The organism is Roseisolibacter sp. H3M3-2, assembly GCF_029211165.1.
Taxonomy (GTDB): Bacteria; Gemmatimonadota; Gemmatimonadetes; order Gemmatimonadales; family Gemmatimonadaceae; genus Roseisolibacter.
Genome location: NZ_JARGEK010000081.1, coordinates 1 through 15,565, shown reverse-complemented (window position 1 = coordinate 15,565; position 15,565 = coordinate 1). Strand labels below are relative to the sequence as shown.

General features: G+C 73.4%; 9 protein-coding genes. All 9 read left to right on the top strand.

Annotated elements, in window-relative coordinates:
* Positions 1-246: 246 nt before the first annotated feature.
* The 9 genes from PYV61_RS09145 to PYV61_RS09105 all read left to right on the top strand — a co-directional run bounded on the left by PYV61_RS09145 (position 247) and on the right by PYV61_RS09105 (position 15,459).
* Entirely contained in the window at positions 247-1,731 is a 1,485-nt protein-coding gene (locus PYV61_RS09145) for an aldehyde dehydrogenase family protein (RefSeq protein WP_275830591.1), read from the top strand.
* 184 nt (positions 1,732-1,915) lie between these two features.
* Positions 1,916-2,833 (top strand): signal peptidase I, encoded by a 918-nt coding sequence (lepB, locus tag PYV61_RS09140; RefSeq protein ID WP_275830589.1) that lies wholly within the window; start codon positions 1,916-1,918, stop codon positions 2,831-2,833.
* 172 nt (positions 2,834-3,005) lie between these two features.
* Entirely contained in the window at positions 3,006-3,869 is an 864-nt protein-coding gene (locus PYV61_RS09135) for an RNA polymerase sigma factor RpoD/SigA (RefSeq protein WP_275830587.1), read from the top strand.
* Positions 3,870-4,482: 613 nt separating this feature from the next.
* Complete coding sequence (locus tag PYV61_RS09130) at positions 4,483-8,148, top strand: Ig-like domain-containing protein (RefSeq protein ID WP_275830585.1); 3,666 nt, start codon at positions 4,483-4,485, stop codon at positions 8,146-8,148.
* A gap of 265 nt (positions 8,149-8,413) precedes the next feature.
* Positions 8,414-8,914 (top strand): YajQ family cyclic di-GMP-binding protein, encoded by a 501-nt coding sequence (locus PYV61_RS09125; RefSeq protein ID WP_275830583.1) that lies wholly within the window; start codon positions 8,414-8,416, stop codon positions 8,912-8,914.
* 103 nt (positions 8,915-9,017) lie between these two features.
* The gene (locus PYV61_RS09120; RefSeq protein WP_275830581.1) at positions 9,018-11,285 is read left to right on the top strand and encodes an Ig-like domain-containing protein; all 2,268 of its coding nucleotides are present in this window, start codon (positions 9,018-9,020) and stop codon (positions 11,283-11,285) included.
* 157 nt (positions 11,286-11,442) lie between these two features.
* On the top strand, positions 11,443-12,582 hold the full coding sequence (locus PYV61_RS09115; RefSeq protein ID WP_275830579.1) for an Ig-like domain-containing protein: 1,140 nt from the start codon (positions 11,443-11,445) through the stop codon (positions 12,580-12,582).
* 87 nt (positions 12,583-12,669) lie between these two features.
* Positions 12,670-14,061 carry a 30S ribosomal protein S12 methylthiotransferase RimO gene (rimO, locus tag PYV61_RS09110; protein WP_275830577.1) on the top strand — a complete coding sequence of 464 codons (1,392 nt, stop codon included), beginning with the start codon at positions 12,670-12,672 and terminating at the stop codon, positions 14,059-14,061.
* A gap of 78 nt (positions 14,062-14,139) precedes the next feature.
* The gene (locus tag PYV61_RS09105) at positions 14,140-15,459 is read left to right on the top strand and encodes a SpoIID/LytB domain-containing protein (RefSeq protein ID WP_275830575.1); all 1,320 of its coding nucleotides are present in this window, start codon (positions 14,140-14,142) and stop codon (positions 15,457-15,459) included.
* Positions 15,460-15,565 lie beyond the last annotated feature (106 nt).

Below are 15,565 nucleotides of genomic sequence, written 5' to 3'. Positions count from 1 at the left end.
CCGCCGGGACGAGGGCGGCGGGCGCCGCCAGCAGGGCCGGCAGCGCGGGGCGGAGGCGGGGGCGGGCTGGGCGGCGGGCCATCGGGGCGGACGCGGGGGTGGCGGCCGGGGTCGGGCTACCCCGTCGCCGGACTCAGGTTCGCCACGCGCCCCGGGGGGCGGCAAGCGGGGGGGTGGTGGACGGCGGCGCTAGATTGCCGCCGCGCGGCGCCCGGGCGGCGACGCGCTCCTTCCGCCATCGAGCACATGACGACCTTCCGGAACTTCATCGCCGGCGAGTGGGTGGCCCCGTCCACCGGCGAGTACTTCGACAACGTGAACCCGGCGGACGCGCGCGACGTCGTCGGGCGCTTCCCGAAGTCCACGCGGGCCGACGTCGACCGCGCGGTCGAGAGCGCGTGGCGCGGCTTCGCGGTGTGGAGCCGCACGCCGGCGCCCGCCCGCGGCGACGTCCTGCGCCGCGTGGGCGACCTGCTGGCGGCGCGGAAGGAGGAGCTGGCGGCGCTGATGACGCGCGAGATGGGGAAGCCGCTCCAGGAGACGCGCGGCGACGTGCAGGAGGGGATCGACACCGCGTACTACGCCGCCACCGAGGGGCGCCGCCTCTTCGGGCACGTCGTGCCGAGCGAGCTGCGGAACAAGTGGGCGATGACCTACCGGCGCCCGATCGGCGTCTGCGGGCTGATCACGCCGTTCAACTTCCCGCTCGCCATCCCGACCTGGAAGGCGTTCCCGGCGCTGCTGTGCGGCAACGCGGTGATCCTGAAGCCCGCCGAGGACGTGCCGCACACCGCGACCGTCTTGGTCGAGGTGCTGCTGGAGGCCGGGCTCCCGCCCGAGGTGATCCAGCTGGTGCACGGGATGGGCGAGACCGTCGGCGCGGCGCTGGTGGAGCACCCGCGGGTGCCGGTCGTCTCGTTCACCGGGTCGACCGAGACGGGGAGCATCGTCGGGCAGGAGTGCGGGCGCCGGCACAAGCGCCTGTCGCTGGAGATGGGCGGGAAGAACGCGCAGATCGTCCTCGACGACGCGGACCTCGACCTGGCGCTGGAGGGGGTGCTCTGGGGGGCGTTCGGCACCACGGGGCAGCGCTGCACGGCCACCAGCCGGCTGATCGTGCAGGCGGGCGTCCACGACCGCTTCGTGGCCATGCTGGAGGCGCGGGCGAAGGCGCTGCGCCTGGGCGACGGGCGGCAGGCGGGGACCGACGTCGGCCCGCTCATCCACGCCGCCTCGCGCGAGAAGGTGGAGAGCTACGTCGGGGTCGGGGCGGAGCAGGGGGCGGAGCTGGTGACCGGCGGCCGGCGCGCCGAGGGCGCGGGGCTGGAGCACGGCTTCTTCTTCGAGCCCACGATCTTCACCGGGGTGACCGGCGGCTCGCGGCTGGACCAGGAGGAGATCTTCGGCCCCGTGCTGTCGGTGATCCGCGTGGCCGACGCCGACGAGGCGTTCCGGGTGAACAACGGCGTGAAGTACGGGCTGTCGTCGAGCCTCTACACGCGCGACCTGAACGTCGCCTTCCGGGCGATGCAGGAGCTGGACAACGGGATCACCTACGTCAACGCGCCGACGATCGGCGCCGAGGCGCACCTGCCGTTCGGCGGGGTGAAGGAGACCGGGAACGGGCACCGCGAGGGCGGCTGGGAGGTCTACGAGTTCTACTCGGAGACGAAGGTCTGCTACGTCGACTACAGCGGCACGCTGCAGCGGGCGCAGATCGACAACTACTGAACGACTCCCCCGCGTCGGCGGGGTAGCAGTGTGACGGCGGGGGGCGTCGGGAGGTCCGTGACGCAGCCCCGCCGTCGTCGCGCTTGCGCCCTTGACAAGCGTCGGCTAGATCCAAATGGGTCGCGAGCCGTGGTGTGGCCGCGACATGCCGCCACGTCCCGCCCGCCGTCCTCGCCGCCCACCCATGGAACTCGGGACCGGAGCCCTCCCCGCGGACGCGGAGGCCGAACCGCGCGTCTCGGCGGCCGCGCGCGCGGCGGCGCTGGACCAGGTGAACCGCGGCGCGCGGCTCTCCCTCGGCTGGTTCTGGGAGTGGTCGAAGGTCTTCATCCTCGCCGTCGCCCTGTTCGTGTTCGTGCGGGCGTTCCTGGTCGAGGCGTACAAGATTCCGAGCGGGAGCATGGAGGGGACGCTGCTGGTCGGCGACTTCCTGCTCGTCGACAAGCTGGTGTACGGCGCGGCCGTCCCCCTCACCGGGTCGCACCTGCCGCGCCTGCGCGCGCCGTCGCGCGGCGACGTCGTCGTCTTCCAGTGGCCGACCGACACGCGCAAGAACTTCGTGAAGCGGCTGGTCGGGCTGCCGGGCGACACGCTGGCGATGCGGGCCGGGGTGCTCTTCGTGAACGGCGCGGCGCAGCAGGAGCGCTACGCGACGCACACCGAGCCCGGGGCCGACCCGTCGTACGAGGACTTCCGCTGGCAGCGGGACTTCGCGCTGCGCGACGTCGCGCCGCGGCGCGGCGGGCCGCGCGACGCGTGGGCGGAGGTGCCGCGGCCGGCGACGCTCGACGAGGGGCTGGAGGCGGGGGGCGCCGGGGTGGCCATCGCGGCGCGGGCGCCGAGCGCGCGGCCCAATCGGAATCCCGGCGACCACCCGTCGCGTAACAATTGGGGCCCGCTGGTCGTCCCCGCCCGGAGCTTCTTCGTGCTGGGCGACAACCGGGACAACTCGCTCGACAGTCGGTACTGGGGCTTCGTCCCCGACTCACTCTTGCGAGGTCGTCCGCTGCTCGTCTATTACAGCTACGCTCCTGACAGTGCCCGTCGCCTGGACTGGCTGACCGCCGTACGGTGGTCGCGGCTGGGCGCACGTGTCCGGTAGATCGCGGAAAAACCGATAGACCATTGTCAGCGTGCGGCGCGCGGGACCTCCGGTCCCCCGCCCGTGCGGGCGGCCGTCTCCCTCACGGCCGTCGCATCGCCCGCAGGGCGTCCACGACCCGCGACGACGCGGTTCCGGACGGGGAGCACCGTGGTTCAGGAGCAGGGCCTCTATGGCCGTCCAAAGCGTACCCCGCAAGCGTCACGGGTCGGAGGAAGGGTCGCTCGACCAGTACCTCCGCGACATCAGCGCGTACCCCCTCATCAACCGGGACGAGGAGGCGGCGCTGGCGCGCCGCATCCGCGTCGGCGACCAGGGGGCGCTCGACAAGCTGGTGCGCTCGAACCTGCGCTTCGTCGTCTCGGTCGCGAAGAAGTACCAGAACCAGGGCGTCTCGCTCTCGGACCTGATCAACGAGGGGAACCTCGGGCTGATCCGGGCCGCCCACAAGTTCGACGAGACGAAGGGGATCAAGTTCATCTCCTACGCGGTCTGGTGGATCCGCCAGGCGATCCTGCAGGCGCTGGCCGAGCAGAGTCGCATCGTGCGCGTGCCGCTCAACCGGGCGGGGACGCTCCACCGGATCGGCAAGCGCGCCAACACGCTGCTCCAGGAGCTGGGGCGCGAGGCGACGCACGCGGAGATCGCCGAGGGGATGGAGCTGACCGAGGAGGAGGTGGCCAAGACGATGGCCATCTCGCAGGGGCACCTCTCGCTCGACGCGCCGCTCACGCCCGGTGAGGACAACCGGCTGCTCGACTACCTCGCCGACGACGTCTCGGCGCCGCCCGACGAGCAGACGTTCGAGAAGGCGCTGACGGAGGCGATCGAGGAGTCGCTGGCGTCGCTCAAGGAGCGCGAGGCGAAGATCCTGCGCCTCTACTTCGGCCTGGACGGCGAGGAGCCGATGACGCTCGAGCAGATCGGCGCGCTCCTCGGCATCACGCGCGAGCGGGTGCGCCAGATCAAGGAGAAGGCGCTCTCGCGCCTGCGCCACGTCTCGCGCGCGCGGGCGCTGGAGAGCTTCCTCGGCTGATCCGCCGCGTTCGAGCCGGATGGAATGTGCGCCCCCGGGGCACGACGCCTCGGGGGCGCACGCACGTCCGCGCACGACGCTTGCCCAGCGGCGGGCGCCCGTCGCCGGGAAGGGCGCGCACGGTGTGACGGGGCGGTCGCCGGGCAGGTAGGGCCGGTGTCCGGTGACGCGGGTCGCAGGCGGGATGAATCCTCCGCGCGACTCGATCGTCCATGGGTGTCGCGCCCGCAGAACCCACGCGAGCCGTCACGTTGTTGGCCATGGCGCACCCGTTCGCGGCGACCCTGCCAAGCTTGACAATCGGGACCTCCCGGGTACCTTGCGGCGACCGTGCCACAGTGTCCCCCCGTGGGGCGAAGTGTGTCCTTCGCAAGGAGGTGCCTTCGACGTCCTGCACGAACGCTGTGAGTCGCGAGAGCACGTACCACCCCTTCGACGTCGGGGGGCTGCCGTGACGGACCATCCGGTCCGCTACGACGGCCCGCTGCATGTCGCGGGGCGCACGACGTAAGACCCCGCACCACCGCAGGTCCTCGTTCCACCGCAGTTCCGCAGTACCGTCCCCGGGGGCAGCAGCCCTCACAGTCTCCTGAAGCACCAGAGGAACTAACGAATGAGACTCGTCAACTGGCGCTCGGTCGCCATCGGCGTCGCGGGCTTCGGCCTCGCGGCGTGCGGTGACGACGTCAGCGTCGTCCAGCCGCCGTCGCAGCTGACGGTCAACCCGACGTCCGTCAGCTGCCAGACGGGTGGTCAGGTTGCCATCGGCGCGTCGCTCAGCCCGTCGGTCACGGGCGCGACGTTCGCGTACCAGGCGAGCGGGACCGGCATCACGGTCGCCGGCAACGGCGCGACCGCTACGATCACCTGCGCCACGGCCGGCGCCTACTCGGTGACGGTCACGGCCAACGGCCAGACCGTCACGGTCCCGGTCAACGTCACGCAGGGCACCGGCCCGGCGACGGGCATCCTGATCGCCCCGACGGCCGCCTCGGTCGCCATCGGCGGCACGGTCACGGTCAACGCCACGATCCTCGGCACCGGCACGCTGCCGGCGGCGCGCTACCGCTCGGCCCAGCCGGCGATCGCCACCGTCGACTCGGTGAGCGGCGTCGTGCGCGGCGTCTCGGCGGGTGTCGCGACGATCATCGCCAGCCCGGCCGGCGTCCCGTCGCTGACGGCCGCCGCGACCATCACGGTCGCCCCGGCGGGCGCGTTCATCCAGTCGATCACTGTCACGCCGAACCCGGTCACGCTCCAGACGGGCCAGACGCAGCAGCTCGCGGCGAACGTCCAGCTCCAGCAGAACGCGCCGGCCGGCACGGCCCGCACGGTGACCTACACGTCGGCGAACAACGCCGTCGCCACGGTCTCCGCCACGGGTCTCGTGACGGGCGTCGCCAACGGCACGACGTCGATCATCGTCCGCTCGACGGCCGACACGGCCTTCCAGACGGTCGTCCCGGTCACGGTCCGCGACGCGGCCCCGGTCCGGATCACGATCGCGAACGTGACGAACCAGAACACGACGCAGCTGGTCGACATCACGCAGCCGATCGGGACGAACGCGACCGGGAACAACCGGACGGGCTCGATCTTCGTGACGCTCAACCTGGATCCGGGCGACGCGATCGTCCGCCGCGTCGACGTGTTCCTCACGCCGGCCGCGAGCCCGAACGACACGACGAACCGGGTCTGCAGCCAGATCATCTCGTCGGCGCAGTCCGAGGCCTACCGCCTCGCGCTGTCGACCGGGTCGGCGGACGTCCAGCCGATCACCTGCCCGATCAACCTCGCCGCGTTCGACACGACCACGGGCATCCCGGGCATCCGGAACGGCTCGGCGGTCCTGCGCGCCCGCGTGACGGGAGTGTTCCCGGGCAGCACGGCGTCGGCGTCGCAGATCGCGCAGTTCACGCAGACGCTCACGATCAACAACCTGAGCGGCTTCTTCGTCCGCGTGACGAACACGCCGGACTCGCTGCAGGCGCTCGTGAACGCCCGCGGCACCGCGCAGGGCCCGGACGGCCGTAACTGGGTCGCCGGCACGCTCCGCTTCGCGATCCTGCCGGTGCAGTTCGACTCGGCCGCGACGGGCAACAACGCTTCGGACTCGGTCCGTGTCGACCTGCTCCCGAGCGGCACGTTCGGTCCGGCCCGCTCGGCCAGCGCGATCGCGCCGGCGTCGGGCGCGACGATCATCACGTTCCCGGGTCGCACGGCCACGCAGCCCTCGGGCGTCTCGGCCGGCACGCAGACGACCGCCCTCGGCAACGTCGCGGCGCGCTCGCTCACCGCGGCCGCCTCGGCGAACAACATCGACGGTTACACGTCGGGCCCGAACGGCACCCAGGTCGTGATCTCGGGCGTCGGCTTCAACGTGACCAACTCGGCCGGCGTGCTGAGCGCGTTCCTCAACGGCACGCAGCAGACGGTCACCTCCGGCACGAACCAGACGCCGGCGTCGTTCGTCCTGAACATCGACAACCAGGCGCCGCAGCCGGCGACCTCGTTCGTCACGCAGGCGAACTCGTTCACGGCGATCCCGGGCTCGTTCGTCGGCTTCATCGGCGGCGCGTTCGCGGTGAACGACCCGACGGCCTCGCTCGCGACGCGCAACTTCGCGCCGCAGTTCAACAACACGCTGGCCGGCCCGAACTTCTCGGGCACGAACCAGACGGCGAACGGTGACTTCGGCGGCGTCGACCGCGTGACCACGACGTTCTTCGCGCAGCTCAACGCGAACCTGTCGTCGCTCACCGCGGCCAACGTCTTCAACGGCGGCACGCAGTTCTCGAACGGCGGCCAGCTGGCCGCGGCGAACCAGAACACGGCGTACTCGGCGATCGCTCGCTACGTCGACGTGCTCGGCAACGCCCGCAACCAGCTCGTCCAGCAGGGCGCCATCGGCGTCGACGCGACCACCGGTCAGATCGCGACCGCGGGCACGCCGCTGACGTTCGGCGTCGACCTGTCGGCCCCGACGCTCACGGTCTCGAACGCCAGCACGATCAACGGCGTGGTCGTGAACGCGGCGAACGCGGGCTCGGTCCCGTTCCAGATCAACCTCGCCTACTCGGACGACATCGGCTTCGGCTCGCAGCCGATCGAGATCCGCGGCACGCGCCAGGCGCGTGGCTCGGGCAACGGCACGCCGACGGCGTCGGTGTCGACGTACTGCTTCACCGAGGTGATCGGTGGTGGCGCGGTCTTCACGACCGACAACACGACCGTCACGGGCGCCTGCGACTTCATCCCGGTCGCCGGCCTGAGCACGCTCTCGCTGACCACGGGCCTCACGGGTCAGTACGAGTTCACGATCCGCACGCGCGACCAGGCGGGTAACCTGAGCACCACTGCCACGGTCACGCGCTACGTCGACATCACCCCGCCGACGGTCCAGGGCATCTCGCTGCCGCAGACCCTCACGGGGAACGCCCCGGCGCAGTTCACCACGGGCGCGACGGACAACCTCGAGCTCGGCCAGGCGTACGCGCAGATCGGCTACGGCGCGGCTCCGGCTGGCTTCGGTGCCGGCACGTTCCAGATCGCGTACACGCAGTCGCTGACCCAGCTCGGCTCGCCGTTCGGCACGATCACGGCGTCGGTCAACAACTCGATCGCGATCAACGTCCCGTCGTTCATCCGCTCCGTGACGTTCACGGACGCGGGCACGAGCGCCCCGACGGTCCCGGGCCAGGGCAACCTGGCGTCGTCGATCCTCGCGGTGGTCACGGACGCGGCGCTCGCCCCGGCCGCCCCGGCGAACCAGGGCACGGCCACGCTGGCCATCCCGGCCGGCAACGTCTCGCAGACCGGCTTCAACGGCCAGATCTTCGACACGGGCAACCAGACGAGCGACGTGAACGGGTTCGGCCTCGTGTTCTTCAACAACGCGGCGGCCTACCCGAACCAGATCTCGCTCGGCAACACGGCCAACGCCCCGACCAGCGGCACCTTCCAGGTGAACCTGCAGGGTCAGGCGAACGCCTTCATCAACCCGTTCGTCCGCGTGGAGCTCTACTACGCGCAGGTTGGTGGCCCGGCGGTGTACCAGTTCCTCGGGACCGCGCCGATCGGGTTCGTGACGGACGTGCCGGCCAACGGCGGCACGGGCCGCACGATCCAGTCGAACTTCGTCTTCACGCCGCTCGGGTCGCTCCTGGCCCGTGGCGTGACCAGCTCGACGTCGATCCAGTACAACGTCATCGCGGTCGGCATCACGGCCAACGGCGACGCGCTGGTCGCGCAGCCGGTGCAGGTGACGATCATCCAGTAATCCCGCACGGGATCACTGGTTGACGGGGAGGGGCCCCGCCTTCGGGCGGGGCCCCTTCTCGCGTCCGGCCCTCGCGCCGGCGGCACACGGAACGCCCCCCGCGCGCCATGCGTGCGGGGGGCGTTCGGCGTTTCGCGGGGGCGTTCACGTCTCGTTCGCCGCCGGCGCCTCGCTGGCCCCGAACTGGCGGGTACCGGAAGCCCCGGATAGCTTGCCGCCGGGCGTCACGTGCCGTGACGCTCCCGTCACGACCACCGCGCGCCTCGTGCCCCCGCAGCACTCGTTCGACGTCACCATCTCGGTCGACCTCCAGGAGGTCGACAACGCGGTGAACCAGGCGCAGAAGGAGGTCGTGCAGCGCTACGACTTCAAGGGCGCCGTGGCGGAGATCGACTTCCGCCGCGGCGACGGGCTGCTCGTGCTCCGCGCGCAGGACGACTTCCGGATGGACGCGCTGTTCGACGTCCTCCAGACGAAGCTGATCCGGCGCGGCGTCCCGGTGAAGAACCTCGACATCGGCGACGTGAAGCCGGCCGGTGACGACACCGTGCGGCGCGAGGTACGCCTCAAGATGGCGCTCGACGCCGACACCGCGCGCAAGGTGGCCGCGGCGGTGAAGGCCGCGAAGCTGAAGAAGGTCCAGGCCAGCATCCAGGGGGAGCAGGTGCGCATCACCTCCCCCTCGCGCGACGAGCTGCAGGAGGCGATGGCCGTGCTGCGCGGCCAGGACTTCGGCGTCGAGCTGACCTTCGGCAACTACCGATGACGACATCTCCGGACGGCGGGCGCCGCGTGCCCGCCGCCGGTGCTTCCCGCGTCGACCCGGCGGCCGGCGCGGGCGCACATTCCAGCCGCCACCCGAAGCACCCATGCAACTGATCCGTCGATTCGCCGGGGCGAGGCTGCTCGCCCCCCTCGCCCTCGGGCTGGTCGTCGCCGCGTGCGACGGCGACGAGGAGCCGAGCACCCCGTCCACGATCACGGCGGTCACGGCGAGCCCGCTGACCGGGCGCGCGGGCGACACCGTCACCGTCACCGTGCGCGTCGCCGCGTCGAACAGCCGCCCGCTGGGCGGCCAGACGGTCACCTTCGCCGTCGGCGGCGGCGGCGGCTCGGTCGTCACCGCGTCGGCCGTCACCAGCGAGACCGGCGACGCGACCACGCGCTGGCGCCTCGGCAACACGATCGGCGTGCAGACGCTGAACGCCACCGTCGGGACGCTGCCGGCGCTGACGATCAGCGCCAACGTGAGCGCGGGGCTCCCCGCCGCCGTGACGGTGTCGGCGGGCAACGCGCAGACGGGCGCCGCGGGCGCCGCGCTGCCGGTGCGCCCGGCGGTGACCGTGCGCGACGCCGGCAACAACCCGGTCGCCGGCGTGCAGGTCAACTTCCAGGTCTCGCAGGGCGGCGGCACGATCCCCGGCGGCACGATCCTCACCGACGCCGCGGGCGTGGCAACCGGCCCGCAGTGGACGCTCGGCCCCACCGCTGGCGAGCAGCGGCTCACGGCGACGGTGCTCGCCTCGGGCGTGACGGGGAACCCGATCACGTTCACGGCCACCGCCACGGCCGGCGCGCCCGCCGCGCTGACCCCGGTCGGCAACACGCAGACGCAGACGGCGACCGCCGGCTCCGCGCTCGCGGGCGCCAACCTGCCCGCGGTCACCGTGCGCGACGCGGCCGGGAACCCGGTGCAGAACGTCGCGGTGACCTTCGCCGTCACCGGCGGCGGCGGGACGGGGACGGGGCTGACGGCGACGACCAACGCCCAGGGCGTGGCGACGATCGGCGGCTTCACCCTCGGCAACACGGCCGGCCCGAACACGATCACCGCGACGGCGCAGGGCGTCACGGGCGCGGCGACGTTCGTGATCACCGGCACCGCCGGCGCCGCGGCGAGCGCCACGATCGCGGGCGGCAACAACCAGTCGGTGCGCGCGGGCGGGACGCTGCAGGTCGGCCCGAGCGTGCGCGTCATCGACCGCTTCGGCAACCCGGTCGCCGGCGTGACCGTCAACTTCGTCGTGACGGGGGGCGGGGCGAACGTGCTCGGCGCCACGCAGACGACGAACGCGCAGGGCATCGCGACGGTCGGCGGCGTCACCCTCGGCGCCACGCCGGGGACGGCGACGATCGAGGCCCGCGTCGCGGGCGTCACGGCGCCGGTGATCTTCACGGCGATCGGCCTCGCCGGCGCGCCGGCGTCGATCACGCTGGTGCGCGGCGACTCGCTGACGGTGCAGGCGTTCCAGCGCGCGGCCACGCCGTTCACGGTGCAGCTGCGCGACAGCGCCGGCTTCGCGGTGCGCAACGCGACGGTCACGTTCGCGATCGCGCAGGGCGGCGGTGGCACGCTGTCGGCGACCACGACGGCCGCCACGACGACCACGGTCACGGCGACCACCGACTCGACCGGCACCGCCCAGGCGTTCTACACGGGCACGGGCGTGATCGGGACGACGACGGTGACGGCGACGGCGGGCGGCCTCCCGCCGGTGACGTTCACCGTCACGACGGTGCCGAACACGCCGGCCACGGTGACCGCCGTGACGCCGACCAATATCACCGCGACGATCGGGTCGGTGATCGCCGCCGGGCCGACGGTGCAGCTGCGCGACGCGGCCGGGCAGCCGGTGCCGGGCGTGCCGGTGCTGTTCAACGTGATCGGCGCGACGAGCGTGCAGTTCCCGGTCGACACGACCGACGCGAACGGGATCGCCAGCGCGGGCAGCTGGCAGCTCGGCGGGCAGGCGGGCGAGTACGTGGTGTCGGCGGTCGTGTCGTACAGCGGCGTGATCGGCAACAACCCGATCCGCTTCACGGCCAACGCGATCGCGGTCCCGACCAACGTCGTGATCGCGAAGTCGGCCGGCGACGCGCAGGCGGCGCCCGCGGGCTCGGTGCTGCCGACGCAGGTGGCGGTGCTCGTGACGTCGGGCGGCACGCCGCAGGCCGGCATCACGGTGCAGTTCATCGCCAGCGGCGACGGCACCGCGACGCCGCTCACGGCGCAGACCGACGCGCAGGGGATCGCGCGCGTGTCGTGGAAGCTCGCGACCGCGCCGGGGGCGAACTCGCTCATCGCGCTCGTCTCGGGCTCGAACGCCAACGTGACCTTCGCGGCGACCGGGCAGTAGGCCGCCCGACGTCGGGCAGGGGAGGGGGGCGGCATCCGCGAGGATGCCGCCCCCCTCGCGCGTCGGGCGCTTGTGGGGAGCGGAGTGGAGGGGCAGACTGTGCGGGTGGTCGCGCGCGACGCCGGGCGCGATCGGGTCGTCCGCAGCCGTGCTCCCGATGTCGCGCCGTTCCGCGCTTCTGCTTCCGCTCGCGTTCGCCTCGCTCGTTGCCGCATGCGACGACGGCGTCCCCGCCACGCCGGCCCCCGACGTCGCGATCGTCCCGTCGCCGCTCACCGTGAACGTCGGGAGCGAGGTCGCGGTCGCGGCGCGCTTCGACGGAGCCCGGCCCGGCGACGCGGCGGTGCGGTGGACGGCGGCGCCGGATTCGGTGCTGTCGGTGGTGCGCACCGACGGCGACGTCGCGGTGGTCGCCGCGCGGCGGCCTGGGTCGGGGACGCTGACGCTCGAGGTGCGATCCGCGGCGGGCGTCGCGCGCCGCACCGCGCCGGTCGCGGTGGGGCAGAGCTGCCCGGCATCCGGCATGCTGATGTCGCCGTCCCAGGCGATCGTCGCGGTCGGCGGCACCGCACGGTTCACCGCGACGGTGACGCCCTGCGCGTCGGAAGATCGGCGCGTCGTCTACCAGGTCGCCGATACCACGATCGCGCGCGTTGACTCGCTCGGTGTCGTGGAGGGGCTGCGCCCTGGCGTGACCACCGTGTTCGGGCGGCTACGCGTCGCGCCGAGCCTGTTCGCGGCGGGAACCGTCACGGTCGTGCAGCGCGGGCCGGTGGTCACCAACATCACCGCCATCCCGAACCCGCTCGTGCTCGTCGACGGCGACACCGCGCGCGTGCGCTACGCGGTCGCGCTCACGCCGACCAGCACCGCGCCGCGCACCGTGCGCTTCGCGATCGCGGACACGGTGGTCGCGACCGTCGACACGGCGGGGCTGGTGCGCGCCGTGACGCCCGGGACGACGAGCCTCGTGCTGGTGGCCGACGCCGACACCACCGTCCGGTACGTCGTGCCGGTGACCGTGGCCGAGGCGTGGCCGTACCTCAGCGTCACGCCGTCGCCCGTCACGGTCGCGATCGGGGGCGAGCAGCCGCTGACGCTCGTGCTGACGCGCGGTCCGAACCGGCCGCCGGAGGCGGGGGCGTTCGTCTTCGAGACCCGCCGGGCGGCGGTCGCGACGGTCACGGCGGCCGGGGTGGTGCGCGGCGTCTCCGCGGGAACGACGTCGCTGGTCATTCGCGATGCGGCGACCGGGACCGCGGTGCGCGTGCTCGAGGTCTGGGTGAGGGGCCCCTGACGGGGCTCGGTTGAAGGGGGGCGCGCCAACGGCTAAGTTGCGATCTCGCCGCAACTTCCCGAGCTTTCCCACCCGCCGGTCCTCCTCGTGAAGGTCGCCCTCCTCACCCTCGGCTGCGACAAGAACACCGTCGACTCCGAGCGCTACCTCGCCCAGCTCGTCGCCCACGGCGCCACGCCGACGGACGACGCGTCGGAGGCCGAGGTGATCCTCGTCAACACCTGCGGGTTCATCGACGCCGCCAAGCAGGAGTCGATCGACGCGCTGGTGCAGGCGGGGCAGCTCAAGATCGACGGCGCCTGCCAGGCCGTGGTCGCGGTGGGGTGCATGGTGCAGCGCCACAAGCAGGAGCTGCTCGACGCGCTCCCCGAGGTCGACCTCTTCCTCGGCGCCTCCGAGGTGGACCGGCTGGTCCCCGAGCTGGCGGCGCGCGGCGTCATCGCCCCCGACCCGATCGCCGAGCACCCCGGGGTGCGGCTGTACGGCGGCGACCTGCCGCACGTGCGCTACCTCAAGGTCAGCGAGGGGTGCGACCACGGGTGCGCCTTCTGCGCGATCCCGCTGATGCGCGGGAAGCACCGCTCGTTCTCGGTCGAGGACGTGGTGCGCGAGGCGCAGCTGCTCGAGCTGCAGGGGGCGCGCGAGGTCAACCTCGTGGCGCAGGACCTGGCGCACTACGGGCGCGACCGGCGCGACGGCGTGCGGCTCCCCGAGCTGCTGGAGGCGCTGCTGCGCGAGACGTCGATTCCGTGGCTGCGGAACCTCTACCTGTACTCCACGGGGATCACGCCGCGGCTGCTGGAGGTGATCGCCGGCAGCCCGCGCATCGTGCCGTACCTCGACATGCCGGTGCAGCACGCGAGCGATGCGGTGCTCACGCGGATGCGGCGCCCCGAGCGGCAGAAGACGATCCGCGAGAAGCTGGTCCGCTTCCGCGACGCGGTGCCGGGCGTGGCGATCCGCACCACCTGCATCGTCGGCTTCCCGGGGGAGACGGAGGACGACTTCCGGCAGCTGCTCGACTTCCTGGGCGAGGTGCGCTTCGACCGCGTCGGCGCGTTCACGTACTCGCCGCAGGAGGGGACGCGCGCCCACGACATGGTCGACGACGTGCCCGAGGTGGTGAAGCGCGAGCGGCTGGAGCGGCTGACCGAGCTGCAGCGGGAGATCACCGCCGAGCGGTACGAGGAGCGCATCGGCGCGACGACGACGGTGCTGGTGGACCGGCCGGCGTCGGACGAGGGCCCCGCGATGGCGCGCGCGCCCTGGCAGGCCGACGACGTGGACGGCGTGACGTGGGTGGACGCCGACGCCGCCCCCGGGAGCTTCGTCGAGGTCGAGATCGACGAGGTGGTGGACGACTACGACTTCGCCGCCACCGCACGGCGGGTGCTCGACGCCGCGCCGGCCGCGCCGCGACGCATCCGTGCCCTTCCGATGCTGGCGGGCGGGTCGACGGCGGGTAGCTTCGGGCGGTGAGTCCGGCGGAGCGGTAGGGAGGGGGAAACCCTCCCCGCCGGCCGGTCGTCCCAGGGGTCGGACCCCGCAGCGACGCCCATGCTCCTTCCGTCCCGCACCCTGCTGGCCGGCGCGACCCTCGTGCTGGCGGCCACCCTGCTCCCCGGCGGCGCCCGACCGGCCGCCGCCGGCGCCGTCCCCGCCGACGCCGCCCGCGACGACGGCGGGCGCCTCGTCCGCATCGCGCTGGCGGTGGGCGTGGACGCGCCGCGCGTGGCGGCCACGGGGGCGTGGCGGCTGGCCGACGCCGCCGGACGGCCGGTCGCCCGGGCGGCCGACGGCGAGGGGTGGACGATCGAGCGCAGCGGGACGCGGCTGCGCGCCGTGGGGCCCGACGGGCCGACCGCGTGGCGCGACGGGATGCTGGTGGCGCAGCCGATCGGGCTGGGGGCGTTCCTGACCTACGGCCCCAGGCGGTACCGCGGCGAGCTGCGGCTCCACGCCGCCGAGGGCGGGGTGACGGTGGTGAACGCGCTCCCGGTCGAGGAGTACCTGCGCGGCGTGGTCCCGCTCGAGCTGAACGCCTTCGCCCCCGCCGAGGCGGCGGCGCTTGAGGCGCAGGCGGTGGCGGCGCGCAGCTACACGTACAGTCGGCTCCCCGAGTTCCTGCCGCGCGCGCAGGCGGAGGCGCGGGCCAGCCACCCGTTCGACCTGCGGGCGACGGTGGCCGACCAGGTCTACGGCGGGGCGGATGCCGAGCGGCCGGCGTCGGACCGCGCGGTGCGGGCGACGTCGGGGCTCGTGCTCCGCTTCGGCGGGATGGTCGTCTCGGCGCCCTACTACTCGGCGTGCGGCGGCAGCACCGCGGCGTCGGGGGAGGCGTTCGGCGGGGAGGGGCAGGAGTACCTGCGCCCGGTGAGCGACCGGATCCCGGGGACCGACCGGCACTGGTGCGACCCCGCGCCGCGCTTCCGCTGGACGCGGAGCTGGGAGGGGGACGACCTGCAGGGGGTCATGGAGCGCTACCTGCGCCGCTACGCGAGCGGCGACGCGGCGCGCGCGGCCGGCGCGCCGGTCGGGACGGTGCGCGGGCTGGTCGTGCAGGGGCACAGCGCGTCGGGGCGGGTCGCCTCGCTCGCGGTGTCGACCGACGGCGGGCGCTACGTGGTGCGCAGCAACGAGATCCGCTACGTGCTGCGCTCGGTCGGTGGCGAGATCCTGCCCAGCACCTATTTTTCCGTCGACGCCGCGGTCGACGCGGACGGGCGCGTCTCGCGCCTGACCCTGCGCGGGAACGGCAACGGGCACGGCGTCGGCATGTGCCAGTGGGGCGCCATCGGGCGCGCGCGCGCCGGCCACGACTTCCGCAGCATCCTCCGCACGTACTATCCCGGAACGACGGTTGAATTCGCCGAGTGACCCGCGTCGCGCCGGCCGCCGCGCCCGGGGGCGTCTGGCGGCGGGCGCGGCGCTGGCATTCGGCGGGTCCGGCGCGAGCGCGGCGGCGTCGCGCGAGGGCGTCGCC

What these genes read in the sequence shown, in the direction of transcription:
- PYV61_RS09145 (WP_275830591.1), top strand. Translation starts at nt 247, where the DNA reads ATGACGACCTTCCGGAACTTCATCGCCGGCGAGTGGGTGGCCCCGTCC.
- lepB (WP_275830589.1), top strand. Translation starts at nt 1,916, where the DNA reads ATGGAACTCGGGACCGGAGCCCTCCCCGCGGACGCGGAGGCCGAACCG.
- PYV61_RS09135 (WP_275830587.1), top strand. Translation starts at nt 3,006, where the DNA reads ATGGCCGTCCAAAGCGTACCCCGCAAGCGTCACGGGTCGGAGGAAGGG.
- PYV61_RS09130 (WP_275830585.1), top strand. Translation starts at nt 4,483, where the DNA reads ATGAGACTCGTCAACTGGCGCTCGGTCGCCATCGGCGTCGCGGGCTTC.
- PYV61_RS09120 (WP_275830581.1), top strand. Translation starts at nt 9,018, where the DNA reads ATGCAACTGATCCGTCGATTCGCCGGGGCGAGGCTGCTCGCCCCCCTC.
- PYV61_RS09115 (WP_275830579.1), top strand. Translation starts at nt 11,443, where the DNA reads ATGTCGCGCCGTTCCGCGCTTCTGCTTCCGCTCGCGTTCGCCTCGCTC.
- PYV61_RS09105 (WP_275830575.1), top strand. Translation starts at nt 14,140, where the DNA reads ATGCTCCTTCCGTCCCGCACCCTGCTGGCCGGCGCGACCCTCGTGCTG.